Origin of the sequence: Paenibacillus sp. FSL F4-0100 (assembly GCF_037993005.1) — a bacterium.
Taxonomy (GTDB): Bacteria; Bacillota; Bacilli; order Paenibacillales; family Paenibacillaceae; genus Paenibacillus_AQ.
Genome location: NZ_CP150303.1, coordinates 1,705,460 through 1,729,268 on the forward strand (window position 1 = coordinate 1,705,460; position 23,809 = coordinate 1,729,268).

The window sequence follows — 23,809 nt, forward strand, 5'->3', positions numbered from 1 at the left end:
TGCCTTCTTTTAAAGTTCCTTTTTCAAATAGTAATGCGTATGCCGTCCGGCATTCTCGATCTTGCCATATACCTCATAACCCTGCTTGATGTAAAAATCCAAGGCTTGAAAGCTCAGTGTATCCAACTTTGCGAACTCGCATTGCTTCCCTATGGCTATTTTTTCCGCCTCGTTCAACAGCTTGGCTCCGTACCCCGATTTACGGTATGGTTCATCCACGAATAAGTAGTGGATCTCCAGCCAGTTCCAGCATATTTCCCCCACAATTCCACCCAAAATCTGACCGTCCGCATTCCTCAACAATAAATTGATTTCCTGGTACCGGCCTTTTAAGTCGTCTGGGAAGTGCTTGAGATTATACGCAATCATTTGGTTTCTTACGTAATTGTTATCGGCACTGTTTGATTCTACAGTTTCATTCGTAAAATAGATTTGCATATCGGTTTGCTCCTTCTAGTATGCCGGTTCACTGATATTCATTAGGATTCGGAACCATTGAACCCTATCTTCCTCAACATACCATACCCAGCCCATGGACCGACGGTAAAAAATCTTTTTAAAAGAATATGCCCGTGAGGCAGGGGAATGCCTATGCTATACTGTGGTTGTTATTTTATCCGTTTCATCTAAGGGAGGATTGTCCTAACATGTGTTGCATCGCATTCATACGTATTCGTTAATGAAGGTACAGAACATCTAAATCCATCCATTTTCATGTAAAAATGCGAAGGATTATTTGTGCTGTGCCTTTTTCATTACTATACGAATGAATGAGGTGCTTTTTTGTGTCCAAAAATAATAAAAATCATCGGGAAAAGTTGAAGAAACCGTCTAACTTTTCCGCGCAGCATTTATTAATCAGTAAACGGCTGATTCATGATATGATCGATTTGGCCCAGATCCGATCCACCGATACCGTTCTCGATATCGGAGCAGGGACAGGGGCATTAACCTTTCCGCTGGCAGAGAAGGCTGCACATGTGCTTGCGATCGAGACAGATCCGGCGTTTGTGGATAAACTGTTCAGCAAGATAAAAGATGGAAGCAACATTCGCGTCAAGCAGTCTGATTTCCTGGAGGTTCCTCTTCCGAAAAGTCCGTTTGCCGTCGTGGCGAATATTCCGTATTCGATCACCACGCCGATCATGGCGAGGCTGCTGGATTATCCCGGCGTGCCGCTGCAGCGAGCCGTGCTGCTTGTGGAAAAGGGTGCAGCCAAACGTTTTACGGCAGTTCCTGTTCAAGATCCGCGTATCTTAAGCTGGAGGATGCATTACGACATTCGGCTCGTGCGAACCATATCGCCTCAACATTTTGCGCCGCCTCCCAAAGTGGAGTCCGCTATTCTAGCTATCAACCGGAGGAAGAAGCCGCTCATTGCCACGCAGCATCAGCCGAAGTTTACAGCGCTGGCAGCCTACGGATTGCGGGACTCGAGGCTGCCGTTATTCGTGGCCCTGGCGGGCGTGTTCACGCCTCCCCAGATTACGAAGCTGGTCCGATTGCTGGGGGTGGATCGAGAGCTCCCCATCAGTAGGCTGAACGAAGAGCAGTGGGGAACTGTATTCCATACGATGCTCCAGCATGTGCCGTCAAGTCGTTGGCCCAAACTTTCTACAAGCTCCAAAGGCAAATCCAAGAAAAGAAAATAACATTCGATGGAGATCTCCGTCGTTTCTAATACGATCACTTTTAAAATATTCGCAGAATTTGCTTGACCCTGACACTAGTGTCAGGGTTTACAATGAAATCGAATCGTTCATCTAGGAGGCGTAGAAGCATGAAAATCGGAGAACTTGCAGCCCGTACCGGAGTCAGCATCCGTTCGCTTCGATACTACGAACAGCAAGGACTGCTTATGCCGGTTCGCAACGAGAACGGATACCGGGAGTATTCGAGCCTCGCAGAAGAACAGGTGCGTACTATCCAGTTGTATTTGAATCTGGGGTTGTCCACCGAGCAGATCGCTGGTTTCCTGCATTGCGTCTTGAAAAATAAAGAGGCGTTTTGCGCGGAGGTGTTCCCGATTTTCCGTCAAAAAATTGCCGAGATCGAGGCGCAAATTCACCAGCTGAATCATATCAAGATGAATCTGGAGGAACGCATGCAATCGATTCTGGATGAACGAGAATCGGAAGAAGCGGAGGAATGCAAATGAGTTTATCACAAATAGATGCAGCCAGCTTTCAAAGCGCGATTAAACAGAATGGAGTCACTCTTGTTGAATTTGGAGCCAAGTGGTGCCCGCCGTGCAAAGTGCTGCTTCCCATCCTGGATGAGCTGAGTCAGGAAGAAGCGGGTCGCCTGGATGTCTATCAGGTGGATTGTGACGAATCCCCGGAGCTTGCCGCTCAATTCGGCATTATGTCCATGCCGACGGTGATTGTGTTTCATAACGGAGAACCGGCAGACAAACTTATTGGACTTCGGCCTAAGAGTGCGTATCAAGCGGCGATAGGCCGTTATGTATCATAGAATTGAATAATCGATGAATGAGCGAAAACGCCTCTGATGTTTGATGACACAGAGGCGTTTTCTATTGATGTAGAGGGCATTATTCGCCGTGTATCGAATTCTTATATAGCAACCGTAACAAGCTGCTGAAGCTGTTTGGGATCATCTGGTGATAGGATTTTTTGTGAATAAATATATGTCTGGCAAGGCGCAGAAGCGAAAATTTTTAAGGAGGTGCTTCAATTGACAACAGAGATCTTTTTCTCAACGAACTCCATCGGTCATGTAACGAATGAGCAGCTTCAAGCTATGCTGAACAGACACCATCTAGGGAACCTCATTTCAGCTGAGAAAACGTCTGAGGGAGTAGGAAATCAGACGTTGTTCATTAACTCGAGCCAAGGAAGCTATGTATTAAAGGGAAATCCCCTTTATACAGGGCAGTTGGTTGAAGAGAAATTTTATACGGACTATTTGCAAGAGTATACATCACTGCCTTTATCGGCCCCATATCTGTTGGATGAATCCATCGATATATTCGGCTGGTGCTACGCGATCATGCCTCGTCTTCATGGCGTGCATATGAATGAACCACAACTTAGAGCAGGGCTTGGTGCAGCGGATCGAATAGATATTGCCTCTTCAGCAGCTAACATTTTAAATGAAATGCACGGCTGGAAAGTGGATCAGTATGGCGAGCTCGATCCGAAAACGCGAAGAATTCGCCCGTTTGAGGGATCTTATAAAGAGTGGCTCTACCATCGAATTCGGTTTTGGTTGCAGGATGCCAAACAATATTCCCAGATCACTCCAACCGATACGGAATGGGTGGAAGAGGTGCTGCGTGACTCGGCGGATGAGTTCGATAAGCATGGCTCACCCACTTTTGTTATGGGGGATTTTAAGGCGGAAAATATGCTGGTAGCGTATGATACGGCTTGTCAGGAGTGGCGAATCAGCGGCATTTTTGATTTTACAACCGGATATTTTGGGGATGGAACAGCGGATTTGCCTAAGATGGTGATTATGTACTGGGATTTCGAGGAACAGGAAGTAGCGCGGCATTTTATACAGATGTACTTGCAGGGCTCTGCAAATAAGGAAGGCTTTGTTGATCGATTTAGGGTACATATGCTCCATCAGCGTATATTGGATTGGGGATGTGCCAAAGCGATGGGTGCAGTCACTTGGGATCCGCAACTAACCTTTTCCGAATGGGCAAAAGATTATGTTTATGCCATGGACTACTTGAGATAGTGGGATTGCATCATGTACTGAGTAGAATAACTTGAACGATGTTGTCAGGTCTCGGATAAAGGACAGTGCAGTCTTTACAGACTTAAGCTCTGTTCTTTTTTTTAGATATCAGAAAGTATAAACTTCGAAGCATGGCCTACCTGATATCGCAAGAAAAACAACATCTAAACGCGGTCTGTCTTCTTTGAGAGTACGTCGATAGACGTTTTTCTTATATGCTTGTGGAATTCCGGATTGACCTTCACATGATGTGATGGTTTACAATGCGGTTAACCGAATGAGAAGGAGCTGCTGCGTGTGCATATTAGTGAATTGTCACGTAAAACGGGCGTAAGTTTGCGTTCCTTGCGTTATTACGAGGAGAAGGAGCTATTGTCTCCGGACCGTCAGGATAATGGCTATCGTGAATATAGGGAGACGGATATTGAGCGGGTTCGGCTGATCCAGATGTATTTTAGCCTGGGATTGACGGTGAAGGAGATTAGGGGCTTTTTCCAATGTGCGTTTGATGAGCAGCCCAAAATCGAATGTCTCCCGAATGCGGTTGAGGTAGGTAAACGGAAGCTGGATGAAATCCAGCTGCAGATCGAACTGCTGAAACAGGCGGAAATCCATTTGCAGGAGAACATTACGGCATGGGAAGCTATTTTAGACAAGGGGGGGCGGTGTAATGAACAAGGTTGATGGACAGGAAGTGAAGCGAGTGGCTGTCGTGACGGGGGGCAACCGCGGAATTGGAAAAGAGATTGCAAGACAGCTTGCTGCCAATGGACTTCATGTGGTCATTACATCCCGGGACGAAGAGAAGGGGAGGCTGGCTGTTCAAGAATTGCTTGCAGATGGGCTCCTTGTGAAGCTGTACGTGGCGGATGTCCATGAAATCAACGATGTGGCACGGATGATGGAGCGAATACAGTCAGATTACGGCCGCCTGGACGTGCTGGTGAACAATGCCGGGGTGATTTTAGACCGGGGGGTTTCTGTGCTGGATGTAGAGGAGTCGGTCGTGCACGCAACGCTGGAAACGAATTTTTTTGGTGTTTTGCGTATGACGCAGGCAGCGATTCCTTTGATGAAGCTGCATCATTACGGGCGCATCGTAAACATCTCTTCCGGTCTTGGAGCCTTCGAAGTGATACAGGGAGGATACGGTTTAAAAGGGTCATCCTCTGCTTACCGCATCTCCAAAACGATGCTGAATGCATTAACCTGCCTCGTGTCGCAGGACGTAGCCGGCACCGGGATAAAGGTAAACGCGGTTTGCCCGGGCCGGGTTCAGACCGACATGGGCGGTGCGGACGCTCCGCTAACCGTTGCCGAAGGGGCTGATACGGCTGTATGGCTGGCGACGATGGAGGATGATGGACCGAGCGGGGAGTATTTTCGTGAACGAGAGCGAATCGCTTGGTAATGTGGTGGGATTTTCACTATGCAGGGGATGACGTCTCTTGTTTGATTTACCGATATGACGCTGCTAATGATTAGCAGTATAAAAATACTCTGAAAAAGCCCCATTTCGAAGATGCTGATGTATAATAATCGGTATCAGGAGGTGCAGAGTATGAGTGATATCAACATTTTTGGCCATCAGGCTTTGTTTGAACATGTCTACAAAAGTGCTCCAATTGGCATTGCCCTGGTTACGATAGAAGGAAATTGGATCAGCGTAAATCCTGCGGCTTGCAAAATGTTTGGCTTCACGGAAGAAGAATTGATGTCACAGCCGGCAACCGATTATATTTATTCTGATTGCATTAACAATAAAGATAAATTGTATCAGTCTTTGGACGAGTCGTCCTCGACTATTGCGGTGGAAAAACAATTCGTACATAGAGACGGCCATGGCATCTGGGCATCGATGCATGTTTCTCTAGTTCGTGACGAAAAGGATCAAACCCCATTATTTTTCATTTCGCAAATTGTTGATATTACCCAGAGCAAGATAGCCGAGCGAAAGCTCCAAGAGAGTATTGAACGCTACACTTCGCTGAAGAAGTATAACCATGATGCGATCATCTCCTTCAATCTGGAGGGGAGGATCATTAACGGGAACCAGATGGCAGAGCAGTTGACTGGTTATAAGATTCCGGAATTAATTGGAACCAAGATCTCGAATTTGATCGGTGAACGTAACCTTACCCGCGTACTTTCTGTTTCAGCTGATTATGTTGCTGTCGAGAAGGGCATTAACGTCATCCATCACAAAGACGGACATACGGTTGAAGTGCTCGCTACACTGGCACCCATTGTCATTCATAACAAGAATGTGGGTTTTTACATCATTGCCAAGGACATGACGGAGCAGAAGAGGCTCATCATCGAGAAGGAAGCAGCCGAGAAGACAAATAAAGCCAAGAGCGAGTTTCTGGCGATGATGAGCCATGAGATCCGTACGCCGATGAATGGTGTTATCGGGATGACGGACCTGATACTTGAGACGGAGCTTGATGAGGAGCAGCGGGACTATGTACAGATCATTAAGAAAAGCGGGACAACCCTTCTGAACATCATCAATGATATTTTAGACTTTTCAAAAATCGAATCGGGCAGAACAGAGCTGGTGGAGGAAACATTTAACCTAAGAACGGCTTTGTCCGAGACATTGAACCTGATTCTTCCGAAGGCGCTGGAGAAAAATATTGAGGTGACCACTTCTGTAGCTTCTGACGTGCCGAATCAAGTGTATGGGGATGTGACGAAGCTGAGGCAGGTCTTAATGAACCTGCTTAGTAATGCCATTAAATTTACACCTAATGGCGCCGTCTCCATCTCTGTGCAGTGTGTCGAGAACCAAGGGAACTCGGCCCTTATCCAATTCTCCGTTATGGATACGGGCATAGGTGTGTCGAGTGAGAAGGTTGCGCAGCTATTTGAACCCTTTTATCAAGTGGACCATTATATGACCCGCAAGGTGGAAGGAACGGGACTGGGGCTGGCGATCTGTAAAAAACTCGTTCAGTTGATGGGCGGAGATATCTGGTATGAGAAGAATCAGAACCAGCCGGGGTCTGTCTTTACGTTTACGGTTGCTTTTTCGTTTGAGTCGAATGCTGGCAATAAACAGGAGAATGAGGCCGTTCACGAGAATCACTCCTTAGGAAACGATCTGAAAATTTTAATTGCCGAGGATAATGAGGTGAATCAGTTAGTCCTCAAGAAAATGATTGAGAAGCTGGGATACAATTCGACCACCGTCCAGAATGGACTTGAGGCGGTTGAAGCCCTCGAGCGTTACTCGTATGACATCGTGTTCATGGACATTCAGATGCCCTTCATGGATGGAACGGAAGCGGTCCGCGCCATAAAAGAATCGGCATCATCCGAAAAAGAGCCTTATATCGTGGCCGTCACGGCCCATGCGATCAAAGGCGATCGCGAGAAATATTTAGGGATGGGCATGGACGAGTATGTAAGCAAGCCTGTCAGCATGAATGTTATTTCGGCCATTATTGATAAGTTTCTGGCTGAGCGAAATATGTCTCAAGCCTAAACAGATGAAAACTCAAGTGATATCGCTTGAGTTTTTGTTTATTTCACTGCGGAATAAATATAGTAACCAAAACGTATGCAGTATATAGCTGCTCATCTTCCGACGCGTGTATGATGGCCCAGGGGGAAGAATGCATAACAGCCTGCGGGAATAATCCCGACAGGCTGTTAATGTTATAGGGTGTCCTAAGAGGCATTGCTGGTTACGCTGCTTTCGCTTTTCGTAAGATTATGATTCATGCAGTTAGTCAGAAAAGGGTTTGATGGGTGGATGGGGTAGAAAAGCTGTTGCTCCTGTCAAATCTGAACAGGAGCAACAGCTTTTGTTGAGAACTGATGCATTTGATGTTTTGATTGAAAACTTCTACACTATAACTCGCGTTATGGAGTTTTTGTAGGTAATTTCAAGATGTTAGATGGTTTAGAGAGCAGGGTAGTTGTCTGCACACTTGTTTGGTCTTTTAATTCCGATAAAACAAATACAGCGAATTCCGTATCACTTTGAATAACTTGATTTACCGCATCGATGTCGATAATTTCTGAGATGTCTTTACCCTTTGGTGTTATCGTTGCTTTTGCATTTTCTACCGCAGCAGCTTTCGTTGCTTTTGGAAGATCGAAGGTTGTGATTTCTTCTTTTGGCACAAACAACAATCGATAATGCTTGATGCTTGCCTCGTTGATCGCTTTCGTGAAATCGACTTGAAGCTTCCCGTCTTTATTCAAACTGGCTTTAACGGCCGAAGTTTGGAGTGGGGCAGGGATGGTGAAATTCTCGGATGCTGGAGATAAGCCGTTAGAATTTTGCGTTTTTCCATCCGCAACGACTAGAACGTTAACTTTATATTCCTTACCCTCTGATATGGGAACATTGTTCACGTCTTTCAAGTTGGTTAATTTTTGCACTATTTCGCTTTTTACTGGCTTAACTACAGTGTATTGACTGCTATCTGTTATTGCTTCAGCATCTTTTAAGATCAAGATTTTATCTTTATCTGAAGGAACAACCATGATTCGATATTCCTTAATCCCTGTAGTTGATCCCTTGAACTTGACAGCAACATCACTGGCATTGCCATTTCCGCTTACAATTTCTGCTTTTACAGTGGAGGGAATCTCCATAGGTGTTTCGTTTTTCAATGTTACTGAATTGGAAGCTTCTGAGAGCTTGTTTTTAATATTCCTGTTGTTGCTGACAGATAATACAAACACACGGTATGTTTGTTGATTAACAATTTGCTTTCCGAATGCATCAAGGGTTCCATCTATGAGTTTATCATTATAGTTAGCACCAGGAAAGACGGTAAGATAGCTTTCTGCTGCTAAACCATTAGCAACATCTAGATTAAATTTGCTTAAATCTGATTCATTTACAACGATGATTCGGTATTGACTAATGTTTTGTTCGTTTGCAGATTTGGTGAAGGATACTTTCAGGTCACTAGCGTTACCTCGGTCACCATCATCAATCACTCGAACATTATTTGCTTCTCCTACCTGACTTACTCCTTGCAACTTGATTTCGCCGGATGGAGCGGATAGAGCATCGCTGTAATTAGAGGATCTGTTGCTTACCGATAAGACATACACACGATAGCCTTGATCATTCCGAATCAGTTCACCGTCTGTGTCTCGGGCATCAGCGCCTAAATTTTGACTATAACTGTTCGCTTTATACACTTGTGTGTAATAACTGTTTGATTGTGCTTGGGATAATGTCAGATTCTTGGATGATTTGACTGCAAAAATGCGATAGTGATCAATATTACCTTCTCCGCTGGCATGGGAGAAAGTTACTTTCAGATCACTTCCGTTGCCTTCATTGCCCACAACCGCTGCCGTGACGTTCGTAGCTTTCCCAACTTCCGTCACGCCTTGAATCGTTACGTCACGAGAGACCGATGAAAGCGCCCTGCCGTAATTCGAGTAGCCTACCGACAAGACATACACGCGGTAGCTTGAACCTCTTTGAATGAGATCCCCGTCGCTGTCCCGAGTCGTGTTAGTCAAATCCCGAGTGATAGTGCCGCCGGTTTTGTAAACTGTGGTGAAATTCTTGTTGTCATAAGCTTGGGACACGGTCAGGCTCATGGAAGATTTTACAACGAGAATTCGGTAATGATCGATAAAGTTTTCGCCATTTGCTGGATTGAAGGAAACTTTCAGATCACTTCCGTTACCATTATTGCCATTAATGGACAAGGTTGGCGTGGAAACAGGGTTTACATTGCCCTGATTGTTGTTTCCAAGCGTAATCGATGAGTAATTGGATAATGCATTGTTATTGCCGCCCGAATATCCTACGGACAGGACGTATACGCGATAGCTGACACCATTGCGAATCAGCTCTCCATCGATATCACGGCTGTTGGAATTCAGGGTTTGAGTAATGTAGTTGCTGTTGTTATTCTTATTGATTTGAGTGTAATAATTGCTGTTGTTTAAGTTATTGGCTCTATTCAGATCAAAATAACTATCAGATGATTTTACAACGAATACCTGGTAATAGCTGATGTTAGAACGATCAGACGGCTGGGTGAATGACACCTGCAGATCGCGTCCGTCATTGTAGTTGTTCACGTCAGTGACGGACAGATTGGTAACTGCGCCCAGATTGGTGCTGGAACTCAAGATGATGGAGCTCGATGGAGCGGACAGCACGTTGTTATTGGAGTTATTGTAGTCCACGGCCATGACGAATACGCGATAGTACACACCGTTGCGAATCGTTGCTCCGTCTACGTCTCTAGCACCCGACGCCAGCGTCAAGTTGTTGATGTTATTCCCGGTTTTGTTGACTAGGGTGTAGTTGTAGCTGGACACAGCATTGGCTTTGCTCAAGTTGAAGCTGCTGTAATTGCTGTCCTTTACGACAAACACGCGATAAGAGTGAATGTTGGATTCGTTGGATACCTTGTTAAAGCTTACCCGAAGGTCGCGGCCATCACCATAATCGCTGATATCCGTCACTTGCGTAATGGATGGAACCGTTGCGGTTCCCGTGTTGAGCGTGATGGAAGACGAACCTGAAGACAGGTTGCTTGCAAGCACACTCTCGTTGCTGCTGACAGATAGGACAAACACAGTGTAAGCGACACCGCTGCGGATGAGCTCGTTTGAAGTATCGCGAGCAGAAGAACTCAGCGTCGTGGACAGCGTTGTATTCGTCGTACTGGTTTTGCTCACCGTCGTATAATTCTGGCTTGGGACGGATTTGGCTGCCGCCAGATTAAAGTTGGCAACATCCTTCGTTTTTACCGCAAATACGCGATAGTTGGTTACATTGCTCTCGTTCTGGGCACGCGTGAAGCTGACCTGCAGATCACGGCCATCGCCGTAGTCGCTCACATCGCTTGCCTTCACGTTGGTTGCTCCGTTCACCGAATTGGTGTTGGTCAGCGTCAACGACGGCGAAGCCGAGGAAAGGGCATATGTGCCGCCTGTGTTGCTAACTGCCAATACGTAAGCTTTATAAGACTGGTTATCGCGGATAAGATCATTATCCACATCCCTTGAACCCGACGTGAGGGTCAGAGTCTGATCCGAGCCGGACGGGTACACCGATGTGTAAGCTGCGGAGGACACGCGCTGTGCTTCTGATTGGTTTAACGTCTTGGACTGCTTCACAATCATCACGCGGTAATGCGAAATTAATGATTCGGTCGACGATTTGGAGAAGCTGACCTGCAGATCGCGGCCGTCGCCGGCGTTGCCGATGTCCCGAAGGGTCACATAATTCACCGGTACGATACCGGTATTATTTCCGCCGCCGCCTGAATTGTTCGTTGTTTTGACGGTGACCGTTTTCGTTTTGGAATTCCAGCCGATTTTTTGGCCGAGGGCTTCACTTACGAAGCGCACTGGAACCATGGTATTTCCTTTTAAGTTTTTCGCCGGAACATCCAGCGCTACCGTCTTGTTATTGATGGTGGCCGTCTTGGAGTTGATTTTTAGAATGACGGTTGTGCCATTCTTGGTCGCTGTGACGGTTTTCGTTTTTTGATTCCACTTGACCGATGCATCCAAGGCTTCGAAGATGGATCTCATCGGAAGCATGACGCGTCCTTGGATCATGATAGGTGCTTGAGGCGTATACAGCTTGACACCGTCAATCAAGACGCTGATGTTCACTGCCGCCTGTGCCTGCGATTGGAATGTCATGGGGATTAACAGTATAGCTGCTAGCAAGGCAGTCCATATTCTTTTCACACACTCAACCTCCTGAAATTTAGCTTTGTTATTATTTTCCTCTACAATATGACGCATTGGCCTTGAATAAAGTTTCAACTATAACATCGGCAATGCAAAAATATTTTTTAGTATCTGATCATAAAGAAGGGAAGAAACAGCAGAAGTTTGCTGTTTCTTCCCTTTATTGAAAGCAGTGTCCTGCAGGAATGGATAAGATGCCGGGATCGTTCGTTTTGATATTTCGGATGCAGGATGGGCATATGGGTTGATGGGAATTGGAATCAAAGTCCGAAGGGGGGCACCCAGCCACCGGGGATGGATAAAAATCATCGAGTACTTCCAGTCGGCGGGATTCTCGGGATGGCAGGCGTGAGGGAGCAGCGGCGGATAGGTTCAATATAAGGAAGGTGTTATGTTTGTTCAAAGATCGTGTTGTTTTTTATATAACTTTACAGAAATATAACTGTTTAGTAATATAATGAACATGTTGAACGATAACCTTTTTGAAGTATTGGCAGAACCGAACCGCAGGATGATATTGGACCACCTGCGCGTAAAAGAGTACACGGTGGGCGAGATGGTAGATCTCGTGCAGCTCAGTCAACCCGGCGTATCAAAGCATTTACGCATCTTGAGGGAGGCTGGTCTAGTCTCTCTGCGGAAAGAGGCTCAAAGGCATGTGTACAGCCTGAATGCCAAGCCTCTGGAGGAAATCCATGACTGGCTGGAGCCTTATCGTCAATTCTGGACGAACAAGCTGGATGATCTGGAGAGACTGCTGGATGAGGATGAAGCTCCTTGAACATCGGAATGTAATTTGATTGAAAGAACCCATGTTGAATAATACATTCTTGAGGAGGATGAAAAATGCTGGCAGTTGTACAGCAAGACGAGTTCGGAACGACCGTCCGATTTGAACGCCGTCTGAAGCATTCGGTTGAGAAGGCGTGGTCTTATCTGACGGATAATGGCAAGCTGACGCAGTGGTTTTCGGAGCTGAAGGTGGAAGATTTGCGCCAAGGCGGCAGAATTACATTTGACATGCAGGACGGAACGTTTGAAGAATTTGAAATTACGGATTATCGGGAATTTGCAGTATTGGAATACACGTGGGGAGAGGACCGGGTACGTTTTGAGCTGCATCCCAAGGCCGAAGGCTGTCGTCTGGTATTGATCGAGATGATAACGAAAATTACGGATCATACACCGAAGGATATTGCCGGTTGGGACGTATGTCTGGACGTCATTGGGGCTCTCCTGGATGGCAGGACGCTGGAGTCGCGCAAAGAGGCCTGGTCCGAAAAATATGAGCAATACGTTCAAGTATTTGAACAATTGCCCCGCGTATAATAATCTGCTCCTTCCTAGCATGTAAACAAGCCGGGTCGGAGCTTTTTTATTGGAAGATGGATGAATTGCATCTATAATCGGTTAAGGGATATATTCCCATATGGAAACCGCCGGGGTGGAGGGGTTAAAATGCCGGATTACACGGTACACATCATGCAGCTTAGAGAAGATAACTATCATAACGGACTTAAGCTGGGTCGTAGTCTGCGAAATCAACCGATATTGAAAGCATTCGAAGCAGTCACCAAACCGAATATCGACACGGAACAATTGAAGAGCATCTACAACGAGTTTGCCCCACAGCTGCTATCGGAGCTTGAAGGACTGGCGGAAGGCTTGGAAATGCCGTTTCCCAAAGCCGCCGCTCTCCTAGGGGGATACGATGTTCCAAAGATCGCGGCCATGGGCTGTTCGGCGATGATTACCCCTTCGTATTACGTAAGAAATTACGATTTTACGCCTGCGTTTTACGATGGTTATTTTACCGCGGCTCAACCCGAACAAGGCTTGGCGACCGTAGGTTATAATTTGCAGGCCATAGGTCGGCATGACGGGGTTAATGAAAAGGGACTTGCCGCCGGGCTGCACTTTGTGAGCTTTGACGGATACCGGACGGGCCTGTCGCCATGGGTCAGCGTTCGGATGATATTGGAATCATGCGCTACCTTAGAAGAAGCGTCTTATATGCTGCGCCATATTCCCCATGCGGCTTGCTATAACTTTTCAATAGGAGATGCACGAGGGAACATGGCCGTTGTCGAAGCAAGTCCGGATCAAGTCATTACCCGTGCGGGCTGGGAGGCGGCAATCGCCTGCGTTAACCATTACGAAGCGTTGACGGGTAAGAACAGGCCTTCCATCGAGCATTCCCTTGGGCGTAAACGTTACATTGATGGCCTGGATGCCACACAGTTGACCCAAACCGAAGCATTCGGTTTGTTTAAGGAGCGAGAGTCCCCGTTGTTTTTTACGGATTACGACGATTTGTTCGGAACGCTGCATACCTTTTCGTACGCCTTCGAAGAAGGAAGAGTCATGACTTCGCTTGCTCAGGGCAGTGCGCTTGATTTTTCGTTCAGGGATTGGGTCGAGGGCAAGGATATCCCGGCAGCGGAGCTGACCGGACATATCGATTGACTTTAAATCCATCAGAGAAGCGCTTCTTCGCAGGTGAAGAAGCGCTTTTTTTGTGCTGCTCGGGCTATTTGGAATTTGGAACATTCTGTGACATTGCCATCGCGGAGGCTGTTGCGTTTTCTTTGGCCGATTTGTTTATGCTACACTGGATTAAAGAACCATTTCATTGAATGAACGCTATAACAAGGAATCTAACAACGGAAAATGTACAGATACGAGGCATAGCACAATGATTGCGGCAGATGCCGAAGGACGTATCAATACACGTGAACAGCCCTACGCTAGAGCTCCGGTTAAGCCTCCATTTGGGTTACATAAGTTTACATAACGATTCAAGCCGAAATTGCAACCATGAGTTGGGAGTGGAGTAACATGGCTTTTGTGAGCATGAAGGATGAATATAAGCGCTACCGGATGGGAGAGACCACCATTGTAGCCAATGATGGAATCAACCTGGAGATCGAAAAAGGCGAGTTTGCGATCATAGTCGGTCCCAGCGGCGCAGGCAAATCCACGGTGCTGAATATATTGGGCGGCATGGATACCGCGGATGAGGGACAAGTGCTGGTGGATGGAACGGATATTGCCAGGTTTAACAGCAAGGAGTTGACCGGCTATCGGCGCAATGACGTCGGATTTGTGTTTCAATTTTATAACCTGGTTCCCAATCTGACGACCAAAGAAAATGTGGAACTGGCTTCGCAGATTTCTCCCCGGGCTTTGGACGCCGAACAAGTACTACGGGATGTCGGCCTTGGTAATCGTCTGAACAATTTTCCGGCACAGCTGTCCGGCGGGGAACAGCAGCGGGTAGCGATTGCCAGAGCACTCGCCAAGCAGCCGAAGCTGCTTCTCTGCGATGAACCCACGGGTGCGCTTGATTACCATACCGGAAAGCAGGTGTTGAAGCTGCTCCAAGACACCTGCCGCCATACCGGAACGACGGTTATCGTCATTACGCATAATTCTGCCCTGACGCCGATGGCGGATCGGGTCATCGAGATCAACAATGCCAAGGTCCGGAATATGGTTTTGAATCCGGCCCCCGTTTCTGTAGACAACATCGAGTGGTAGGGAGATACATATCATGAAGAAAAGAGCGCTGTGGACTGATATTTTCCGGGAAATATCGCGGACAAAAGCTCGGTTTCTGTCCATTTTTGCCATTATTATGCTCGGCGTCGGTTTTTTTGCGGGGATCAAAGGCACGGGTCCTGACATGCTGGATACAGCGGATCACTACTATAACGATTTTAAGCTGATGGATCTTAAGGTTCAGTCCACCTTGGGTCTCGAACAAAGCGATATCGAGAAGCTGAAGTTGGTTGCCGGAGTGGATGAGGTTCAACCTGGCTATAGCACAGACGTATTCCTCGGTGACAGCGGGCGGATCGCGAAGGTCCTCTCCTATGACCCAGGAAATAATCTGAATCAATATGTGCTTACAGAAGGCCGAATGCCGGAGGCCACAGGGGAAATCGTCATCGACGCAGGAGACCGCGGAAATGAATTTAAACTGGGGGATCAGATTACCTTTACCAATCCGAATCAGGAAGTCAACCTCAAGAAAAAGTTTGACCACCTAACTTACACGGTTGTGGGAAGAGCGAAGAGTCCGCTGCTCATCAGCAGCATGAGCCGGGGAACGAGCGGCATCGGCAAGGGGACAGCGGATGTGTTCGCCGTTATACCGGAGAAGGACTTTAAACTATCTGTATATACGGAAGCCTACCTGACCTTTCAAGACACCGCTGAATCAGCTCCCTATACGCCTGAGTATGACGAGAAGATCAAACGGCACAAAGAAGCGGTAGAACTGGCACTGGAGACCATGCCGCAGGAGCGGCTGACAGAGATTCGTGTCAACGGTCAGAAGAAGCTGGATGAGGCCATGGACAAAATCGAGGATGCCAAGAAACAGCTGGCCGAGGCGGAGCAGAAGTTAAATGATGCGAAGGTCAAGCTGAATGAAGGCGAGCAATCCTACCGCGATGGCGTCAACAAGCTTCAAACCGAGCTGGACCAGGGGCAAGCCAAGCTGGATTCCGCGGCCAAAAAGCTTGCCCAAGGCAGAGCGGAGCTGAAGCGGAATCGGCAGCAGTTGGAGCAAGGACAATCCCAGCTTAAGATGGGTCAAAGTCAACTGGATCAACAAAAGTCGGAGCTGGCACCAAAGCTGGTACAAGGACAGCAATTAGCGAAGGCGCTGCAGCAAATCTCCGGTTTAGATCCGGAGGGCATACCGGAAGAGCAGAGGCGAGAACTGCTCTCGGCGTCTCAGGCGGCCGATCCGAAACTAGGAGCAGCTACTGCGGGTTTTATGGAAGGCGCATTGGATGGCGCTGCTTTGCAAAAGGCTGTCAATGCGTTCCAGAGCGGTTTAAACGAAGCTTCCCTGCAGCTGGTTAACGCTCAGCAGAAGCTGCATGCAAGCCGAGCAGAGCTGAAAGAAGGACAAGCCAAGCTTCGGGAAGCCGAGCGTCAGCTTGTGCAGGGTGAAGCTTCGTTGAAGCAAGGAACGGAGGAGCTTGCTGCGGCTAAACAGGCAGGGGAAGCCAAGCTCGCGGATGCGAAAGCGGAGCTTATCGAAGGGCAGGAGGAGTACCAGGAGGGCCTAAAGAAATTTAATGAAGAAAAAGTAAAAGCTGAACGGGAAATCGCCGATGGCGAGAAGGAAGTGGCTGAGGGACAGAAGGAGCTGGATCAGCTCGAGCTGCCCAAAGTCTACGTTATGGACCGCAGCGTCAATCCGGGGTATACCGAGTACAGCGATAATGCAGACCGCTTATCTTCCATTGCAACGGCATTCCCGGTGTTCTTTTTCCTGATCGCCGCCCTCGTCAGCCTGACAACGATGACTCGGATGGTTGAGGAGCAGCGGCTGCAGATCGGAACCTTGAAAGCACTTGGATACAGCAACCGGGATGTGATGAAAAAATTTCTGGTCTATTCGACGCTGGCCAGTGTTGCGGCCTCAGCAGCCGGACTGGCTATCGGCTTCACCTTGTTTCCTGCCATTATCTATGATGCTTACGGCGCTTTATATAATCTGCCGGATGTGCGAACCCGTTTTTATCTCAGCTACAGCATTATCTCGATTGTCGTGGCTGTGCTCTGTACGACCATGACAGCTTATGTGGCAACGCGAGTGGAACTTCGAAGCAACGCTTCGGTCCTGATGCGTCCCAGAGCGCCTAAGAACGGATCCCGCATATGGCTGGAGCGAGTGCCTTGGGTGTGGAACCGACTCGGTTTTATTGGAAAAGTAACCGCCCGCAATCTGTTCCGCTACAAGCAGCGGATGTTTATGACTGTCTGCGGCGTTGCCGGTTGCACGGCTCTGATTCTGACCGGTTTCGGTCTCAAGGATTCCATCGGGGATATCGCGCCGCTGCAATACGGAAAGATCATGCAGCATCAAGCGACGGTTGTATTTCAAGACGATAACGGCGATAGCAGCATGCTGGAGGATTATAACAAGCGCATTGCGGATACGCCGGAGATTACGGGGATTTTGAATGTGACCCAAGAGGCGATGACCGCGACCGCCCCCGGGGTGAACGCCCAGGATGTGAGTTTGTTCGTGCCGCAATCGCCGGAGGAGATCGATTCCTTTATCGTCCTGAAATCCCGTGGGCAAGAGAAGAAACTGTCACTGACGGATGACGGTGCGATCATTACCGAGAAGCTCGCCAAGCTGTTTGATCTCAAGATCGGCAGTACTTTCACCGTCCAGAACAGCGACAACGATCCTTATGAGATACGTGTAGCCGGGATAACGGAGAACTATGCTATGCACTACGTCTATATGACGCCGCTGTATTACGAAGAGATTTTTGATGGGACGCCGGAAGTGAACAGTCAATTGCTGACGTATGACAACAATCACGATCCGGAGTGGGAGGACCAGCTTGGAGAAACGTTAACCGCAAGCCAGCGGGTGGCGATGGTCAGCTTCACGAGTGGAGTAAGCAATGCCTTTAGTGATACGATGGACAGCATGAACGTCGTGGTGGTTGTCCTGATAGTATCTGCAGCAGCGCTCGCGTTTGTCGTCCTGTACAATCTGACGAATATTAACGTATCTGAGCGGATACGGGAGCTGTCAACGATCAAGGTGCTTGGCTTCTATGATAAGGAAGTAACCATGTACATTTATCGCGAAAATATGATTCTGACCGTGCTGGGGATCATAGCGGGCAGTCTGGGAGGCGTGTTCCTGCACCGGTTCGTTCTCCTGACCGCGGAAGTGGACGCGATGATGTTCAGTCCCGCCATCCATGGAATCAGTTACGGCTATGCGGCACTGCTGACACTGTTGTTCTCGGCCATTGTCATGGCCTCCATGCATTACAAACTGAAGCGGATTGATATGATTGAAGCGCTGAAATCAGTGGAATAGATATATGTTTCAACAAGAGAGCCCTATTCGAGAGGAGACAATCCTGAAGAATGGGCTCTCTTTTTCATCTCCGGTGTACAGCTCCCTACACATGTCAACCATTGCGTTTTGAAATGTGAATTCCCGTGATATTTTTAATCAGCCGGTAAGTTATAGGAGAAAATATATTATAATAGACATATCCAGCTCTTGTACGAACTAATATTGCTACTACATGAAGACCAGTGGGTAATTGATGATAGAACATGATAAAGGTCTTCAGCCTCGGAGGAATGCATATGGGAATGGTCTTCTCGATCTTGAAAAAGTACCGCGTAGCAGCGATTGCGGCACTGGTCATGATGCTGATTGAGCTCACCGTTGAGCTGATTCAGCCGCTGCTCATCTCTAAAATCATTGACGACGGCATTCAGAAACAGGATTTGTCCGTCGTATGGATGTGGGGAGCCGTTTTAACTGGAAGCGCTATTATTGCCTTTATAGCGGGGATATCCAGCTCTTTTTTTGCGGCGCATACGAGTCAGGGACTCGGCTATGATCTGCGTGATCAGCTGTATGAAAAGGTGCAGTCCTTCTCCTATTCGGTTTTTAACCGGTTTGCTACCTCATCATTGATTACCAGACTTACGGGTGACGTCACCCAGATTCAGGATACGGTGTTCATGGGTTTACGGTTTATGACGCGTGTTCCGCTAGTTGTGCTGGGAAGCATTATCATGGCATTGGTCGTGAATGTGAAGCTGGGCATGCTGCTTGTCCTTACCGTGCCGTTGTTGTTTATTTTTATCGCTTGGATTATGAAGCGGGCAGCGGATGCGTTCCGCAATGTACAGCAGCGACTGGATGCGGTAAACGGCGTCATCCAGGAGAATTTGACCGGGATTCGGTTGATTCGCGTATTCGTACGCATGGGTCACGAGATTGAACGCTTTGCCCGTACCTCTGGCAAGCTGATGAGCACTACGATCTCGACCTTGCGATTAACGGAAACGACGATGCCGTTTATTCTTCTCATTATGAATGCCGGGATTATGGCGGTCCTGTGGTTTGGCCGCAAAGACATCGCGTCCGGCAGTGCCAGCGTCGGCGAAGTGGTTGCGGTAGTCAATTATTCCCTGCGCTGTATTGGCGCCATGTCCGCCCTGTCCTGGGTTGTCGTTGCCTTCTCCCGGGGGCGCGCTTCCGCCCAGCGGACGCAGGAAGTGTTAAAGACCGAAGAGGATGCAGCAAGCGCGGGTAAGGATAAAAATAAAAAGGTTGAAATTCAAGGGGGCGTGAAGTTCGAGCAAGTGAGCTTCAGCTACCCGGGCAGCGACATCGACGTGCTGACGGATATTTCCTTTGAAGCGAGGCCCGGAGAGCGGATCGCGATTATGGGAGCAACAGGTTCCGGCAAATCTTCGTTAGTACAGCTGATTCCACGGCTTTACGAGGAAGAGAAGGGGACCGTGCTCGTAGACGGAATGGATGCCGGATCGATCGATGAGGTGAATCTGCGCAGCAGCATCGGGTATGTGCCGCAGGAAGTGCTGCTCTTCTCCGGTACGGTCCGGGAGAACATTGCCTGGGGACGCGAGGATGCTTCCATGGAGGAAATTAAAGAAGCGGCGCGCAGAGCCCAAATCCATGATACCATCGAGCATTTGCCTAAGGGCTATGACACGATGCTGGGCCAGCGGGGAGTCAACTTGTCCGGTGGGCAGAAGCAGCGCTTGTCCATTGCACGAGCACTCGTACGAAAGCCCGCCATCCTTATTCTGGACGACAGCACCAGCGCCCTTGACGTCCGTACGGAAGGTGCTCTGCTGGATGCCCTGAAGGATTTGTCCTGCACGACGTTTTTGATCACGCAGAAGATCAGCTCGACCACTTCGGCTGATTTGATTCTGCTGCTGGATGATGGGCGTTTGATTGGAAAAGGGAACCACGACGCTTTGATGGAAAGTTCCGCTCTGTATCGACGCATCTATGAATCCCAATACGGAGAGGAGGCGCAGCAGCATGCTCAAGGCATTCACTGAACCGTTTCGTCATCCAAGACCGAAGATCGATCTTGGCAACAATAAGGATGGCGGCAAGGGCGGTAAGCCAAAAGCCAAGGCCAAAAACTGGTCGGCTACCCTCTCCAGAATATGGGCTTATCTTGCCCGCCGCAAAGGGAAGCTCGCACTTGTACTGCTGATGGTGATGTTCAGTTCGGGCCTGGCGCTGCTCGGTCCCTATCTGCTCGGCGTCGGGGTGGACAAATTTCTGGATGATGTACGTAATCCGGACAGCTCCATCGACTCGACCTGGTTGTATTTTCTCGTTGGCCTAGCCGCCGTCTATGTCCTTCAGGCTTTAACCACCTGGCTGCACAACGTCTGGATGATCGGCATCGCTCAAGAAACGGTGTACCGGATGCGGATGGATCTGTTCACGCATCTGCACAGGCTCCCGATACCGTTCTATGGCAAGCGCCAACAGGGTGAGATCATGAGCCGTCTGACAAACGATATCGAGAACGTGAGCTCAACGCTGAACAGCTCGGCCATTCAAATCTTCTCGAGCGCGCTGACCTTAATCGGCACGTTATCCGTCATGTTATGGCTTAGCCCCCTCCTTACGCTGCTAACCTTCCTGGTTGTGCCGCTGATGATGATGGGGATGCGCTGGATCACCCGACGGACAGGCCCCTTGTTCAAAGAGCGTCAACGCAACCTGGGGGATCTGAACGGGTATATTGAAGAAACGCTGTCAGGACAGCGGATTATTAAGGCTTTTTCCCAGGAAGAACGGGTTGTCCGCGAATTCGATGAGCGCAATCAACGGATTCGCCTTTCGGGCTTCTGGGCGCAGAGCATCTCAGGCTTTATTCCGAAACTGATGAACGGGCTCAACAACTTGAGCTTTGCGATCGTAGCGGGAATTGGCGGCATCATGGCGATCCAGGGACATATTACGATCGGCGTCATCATTATATTTGAGAGTTACGCGCGACAGTTTACGAGACCGCTGAACGATCTGGCGAACCAATGGAATACGCTGCTATCAGCCATCGCGGGTGCGGAACGCGTATTCGAAGTGCTGGATGAAGAGGTTGAAGCGAAGGATGAAGGGGCTGCTGTCACGCTGAAAAGCGTGGAGGGTGCGGTGAAGTTCGACAACGTATCGTTTTCTTATGAAAAAGACGGAGACACGCTGGAAGGAATCAGCTTTGAAGCGAAACCCGGCGAGATGATTGCGCTGGTCGGTCCGACCGGTGCAGGGAAAACGACCTTAATTCAGCTTCTCTCCCGGTTCTACGATCCGAACAGCGGAAGCATAACCCTCGACGGGCGGGATATTTCTTCGATTCGCAGGGAGAGCCTGCGCTCGCAGATGGCTTTTGTGCTGCAGGATTCCTTCCTCTTCCAGGGCACGATCCGGGAGAATATCCGCTTCGGACGGCTGGATGCCACCGATGAGGAAGTGGAAGAAGCCGCGAAGCTGGCCAATGCCCACTCGTTTATCGTGCGGATGAAGGACGGTTATGACAAGAAACTCAAGCCTGACGGCAGTGGCATCAGCCAAGGCCAGAAGCAGCTGCTAGCGATTGCGAGGGCGATTCTGGCCAACCCTTCCATGCTGGTGCTGGATGAAGCGACAAGCAGCATCGATACGGTAACGGAGATCAAGATCCAGGAAGGATTGCAGCGGTTAATGAAGGGAAGGACGAGCTTCGTGATTGCCCATCGTCTAAATACGATCCGCTCGGCGGACCGCATCCTGGTGCTGAAGGATGGGCGCCTGCTGGAGCAAGGCTCTCATGATGAACTGCTGAAGCAGGGAGGGTTCTACAGCGACCTGTATTACGGCCAGCTGAAACGAGCAGCTATGTAATATTGCACCAGTGCCAAGGTAGAGGAGTATACCATCAACGTCCAGCATCACTTTGCTGCCGCGGTTTCCGCAATGAGGTTTTACCCGGCATAGACTATGGTTGTCTGTTGAGGGCATCATGCCATATTGGAACACGCATTAAAATAGAATCAAAACCACCGGAGAGGCTTGAAGAAGCCTATTGTTACTCCGGTGGTTTTTCTATTGACCTGGTTAATCTGTTGTTCTCTCCTTACTTAGAAACTGGGGGTTGAACCTGCAGCTTACGCTGTCCCGCTCTGCCAAATTGCAGCATAAACAGCAGGAGAACTCCAGCTTGTAAGGCAAACAGGACGATATAGATGTTGCTGTAGGTGGAGGCTCCCTGGAACAGATTCAGCGGATTCCAGGAACTTCCGGCGCCAAGATCGACGGCTTTGCCGTATACCCCTGTGGCGATCGCACCTGACAGGAAGTTGAGCAGAGAGAACAATCCCATACCGACGCCGGTTTGTTCTTTGGGCAGCGACAAGGAAATCGTCTTGGAGAGCGAGATTTGCATAAACATTTGCCCCACATTGCCGAAGATCAGAAACAGCGCAATGAGGAATGGCGATATGCCCGCGAAGGTGGACAACAGAGCGAAACAGACCAGAAGCAGGGTGGACGCTATATAGAATAGATAACGTGTTCCCTTGGTATCCGCGAGCTTACCGCCTCTTCCGCCAAGCATGGCCGTGACGATGGCTCCCGGCACCATGACAAATCCGATCCACCCCGGAGCCAAACCGTTAATATTCGCCAACAGCTGTGGAGTTAGAAAGGGCAGGGCGTAACCGACACTCACGATGAATATGGCGAGCATTAGTCCGACTGAGTAGCTTTTGTTGCTGAATAAACGGGGCTGAACAAAAGGCACTTTAGCCGATCGAATGCGCAGGAGGAATAACAGGAACAACATGAAGCTGCCAAAACCATATATCCAGCTTCCCTGTGTCACCGCAAGGAGCAGCAGCGCAACCGTCCCTGCCAGAAGACCGCCGCCGAGCCAATCGATCCGTCCGCCCTGGCCTTGTTCATTGCCCAAATATTTGCGGTACAAGGGCAAGGTGACGAGGATCAACACCGGGATGCAGAAGAGCCATCTCCAGTGGAACACACTGACGATCAAAGCCGAGACCACCGGCCCAATTGCGCTTCCGATCGCGAGTCCGGTAGCGGTTATGCCAAGCGCGCGGCCCCGGCTTTCTGCCGGGAAGTAACGGACGGGTATGATCATGGCTGTTGCCGGAATGACGGCTGCCCCCGCAGCCTGAAGTATCCGGCCCAGCAGGACCATCCAGTAGGCTTGTGCCGATAAGCCTGTAATGGAACCGACAAAGAAGAGGAGCAAACCGAAGGTGAGCAGATTTTTGAGTTTATAGGTGTCAGCCAATTTTCCGTATATGACAGAGCCTATGGCATATATCAGCATGTAAATCGAAGATACCCAACTGACTTGGGCAAAGGAAAGCTGGAATTGCTTGCTGATTTCCGGAAGTACGATATTAAACATGGTTGCGCTCATCGATGAGAGAATCATTGTAAAAGCCAGAATGCGTATTAATTTTTCAGCCGATGGTGGTTGTTGCTGATGTTCGTTCATGTTATTTCCCCCTTTCCTTTGGTTACGATTTATTCTACAATCGA

General features: G+C 48.8%; 17 protein-coding genes. 14 read left to right on the forward strand and 3 right to left on the reverse strand.

The features are described 5' to 3' along the window. Positions 1-9 precede the first annotated feature (9 nt). Positions 10-438, reverse strand: coding sequence for a GNAT family N-acetyltransferase (locus tag MHH48_RS07390; RefSeq protein WP_076322955.1), 429 nt, complete (start codon positions 436-438; stop codon positions 10-12). Positions 439-785: 347 nt separating this feature from the next. Between MHH48_RS07390 and erm the strand changes: the two genes are divergently transcribed. From erm to MHH48_RS07425, 7 genes are all read left to right on the forward strand, one after another. Continuing rightward, complete coding sequence (gene erm, locus MHH48_RS07395; protein ID WP_083659674.1) at positions 786-1,652, forward strand: 23S ribosomal RNA methyltransferase Erm; 867 nt, start codon at positions 786-788, stop codon at positions 1,650-1,652. 128 nt (positions 1,653-1,780) lie between these two features. Then, on the forward strand, positions 1,781-2,158 hold the full coding sequence (locus MHH48_RS07400; RefSeq protein ID WP_076322957.1) for a MerR family transcriptional regulator: 378 nt from the start codon (positions 1,781-1,783) through the stop codon (positions 2,156-2,158). Then, on the forward strand, positions 2,155-2,475 hold the full coding sequence (locus MHH48_RS07405) for a thioredoxin family protein (protein ID WP_076322958.1): 321 nt from the start codon (positions 2,155-2,157) through the stop codon (positions 2,473-2,475). Before MHH48_RS07400 ends, MHH48_RS07405 begins: the two co-directional genes overlap by 4 nt. 213 nt (positions 2,476-2,688) lie before the next feature. Further along, positions 2,689-3,711: an aminoglycoside phosphotransferase family protein gene (locus tag MHH48_RS07410; protein ID WP_306024463.1), complete on the forward strand. Its 1,023-nt coding sequence runs from the start codon at positions 2,689-2,691 to the stop codon at positions 3,709-3,711. A gap of 297 nt (positions 3,712-4,008) precedes the next feature. Then, entirely contained in the window at positions 4,009-4,395 is a 387-nt protein-coding gene (locus MHH48_RS07415; protein ID WP_076322960.1) for a MerR family transcriptional regulator, read from the forward strand. Then, positions 4,382-5,122 carry an SDR family oxidoreductase gene (locus MHH48_RS07420; RefSeq protein ID WP_076322961.1) on the forward strand — a complete coding sequence of 247 codons (741 nt, stop codon included), beginning with the start codon at positions 4,382-4,384 and terminating at the stop codon, positions 5,120-5,122. The genes MHH48_RS07415 and MHH48_RS07420 overlap by 14 nt, the downstream gene beginning before the upstream one ends. 150 nt (positions 5,123-5,272) lie before the next feature. Beyond that, positions 5,273-7,201, forward strand: coding sequence for a PAS domain S-box protein (locus tag MHH48_RS07425; RefSeq protein ID WP_076322962.1), 1,929 nt, complete (start codon positions 5,273-5,275; stop codon positions 7,199-7,201). 380 nt (positions 7,202-7,581) lie between these two features. Here the strand turns inward: MHH48_RS07425 and MHH48_RS07430 are convergent, their stop codons facing one another. Further along, positions 7,582-11,409 carry a copper amine oxidase N-terminal domain-containing protein gene (locus MHH48_RS07430; protein ID WP_076322963.1) on the reverse strand — a complete coding sequence of 1,276 codons (3,828 nt, stop codon included), beginning with the start codon at positions 11,407-11,409 and terminating at the stop codon, positions 7,582-7,584. Between the two features lie 466 nt (positions 11,410-11,875). Here MHH48_RS07430 and MHH48_RS07435 point away from each other — a divergent pair, with 466 nt between their 5' ends. The 7 genes from MHH48_RS07435 to MHH48_RS07465 all read left to right on the forward strand — a co-directional run bounded on the left by MHH48_RS07435 (position 11,876) and on the right by MHH48_RS07465 (position 22,141). After that, positions 11,876-12,193 (forward strand): metalloregulator ArsR/SmtB family transcription factor, encoded by a 318-nt coding sequence (locus MHH48_RS07435; protein WP_076323170.1) that lies wholly within the window; start codon positions 11,876-11,878, stop codon positions 12,191-12,193. Positions 12,194-12,258: 65 nt separating this feature from the next. Then, positions 12,259-12,741 carry an SRPBCC family protein gene (locus tag MHH48_RS07440; RefSeq protein ID WP_076322965.1) on the forward strand — a complete coding sequence of 161 codons (483 nt, stop codon included), beginning with the start codon at positions 12,259-12,261 and terminating at the stop codon, positions 12,739-12,741. A gap of 129 nt (positions 12,742-12,870) precedes the next feature. Continuing rightward, positions 12,871-13,878 (forward strand): C45 family peptidase, encoded by a 1,008-nt coding sequence (locus MHH48_RS07445; RefSeq protein WP_076322966.1) that lies wholly within the window; start codon positions 12,871-12,873, stop codon positions 13,876-13,878. 372 nt (positions 13,879-14,250) lie between these two features. Then, positions 14,251-14,952, forward strand: a complete 702-nt coding sequence (locus MHH48_RS07450) for an ABC transporter ATP-binding protein (protein ID WP_076322967.1) — start codon at positions 14,251-14,253, stop codon at positions 14,950-14,952. Positions 14,953-14,965: 13 nt separating this feature from the next. Then, a complete protein-coding gene (locus MHH48_RS07455; protein ID WP_256720550.1) occupies positions 14,966-18,280 on the forward strand; it encodes an FtsX-like permease family protein in 3,315 nt (1,104 codons plus the stop codon). A 278-nt stretch (positions 18,281-18,558) separates the two neighbouring features. Beyond that, positions 18,559-20,301 carry an ABC transporter ATP-binding protein gene (locus tag MHH48_RS07460; protein ID WP_076322969.1) on the forward strand — a complete coding sequence of 581 codons (1,743 nt, stop codon included), beginning with the start codon at positions 18,559-18,561 and terminating at the stop codon, positions 20,299-20,301. Continuing rightward, positions 20,282-22,141, forward strand: a complete 1,860-nt coding sequence (locus MHH48_RS07465; RefSeq protein ID WP_076322970.1) for an ABC transporter ATP-binding protein — start codon at positions 20,282-20,284, stop codon at positions 22,139-22,141. The genes MHH48_RS07460 and MHH48_RS07465 overlap by 20 nt, the downstream gene beginning before the upstream one ends. A 232-nt stretch (positions 22,142-22,373) precedes the next feature. On the opposite strand, the gene MHH48_RS07470 is transcribed toward MHH48_RS07465, so the two are convergent. Further along, positions 22,374-23,765 carry an MFS transporter gene (locus tag MHH48_RS07470; RefSeq protein WP_076322971.1) on the reverse strand — a complete coding sequence of 464 codons (1,392 nt, stop codon included), beginning with the start codon at positions 23,763-23,765 and terminating at the stop codon, positions 22,374-22,376. Positions 23,766-23,809: the final 44 nt, after the last annotated feature.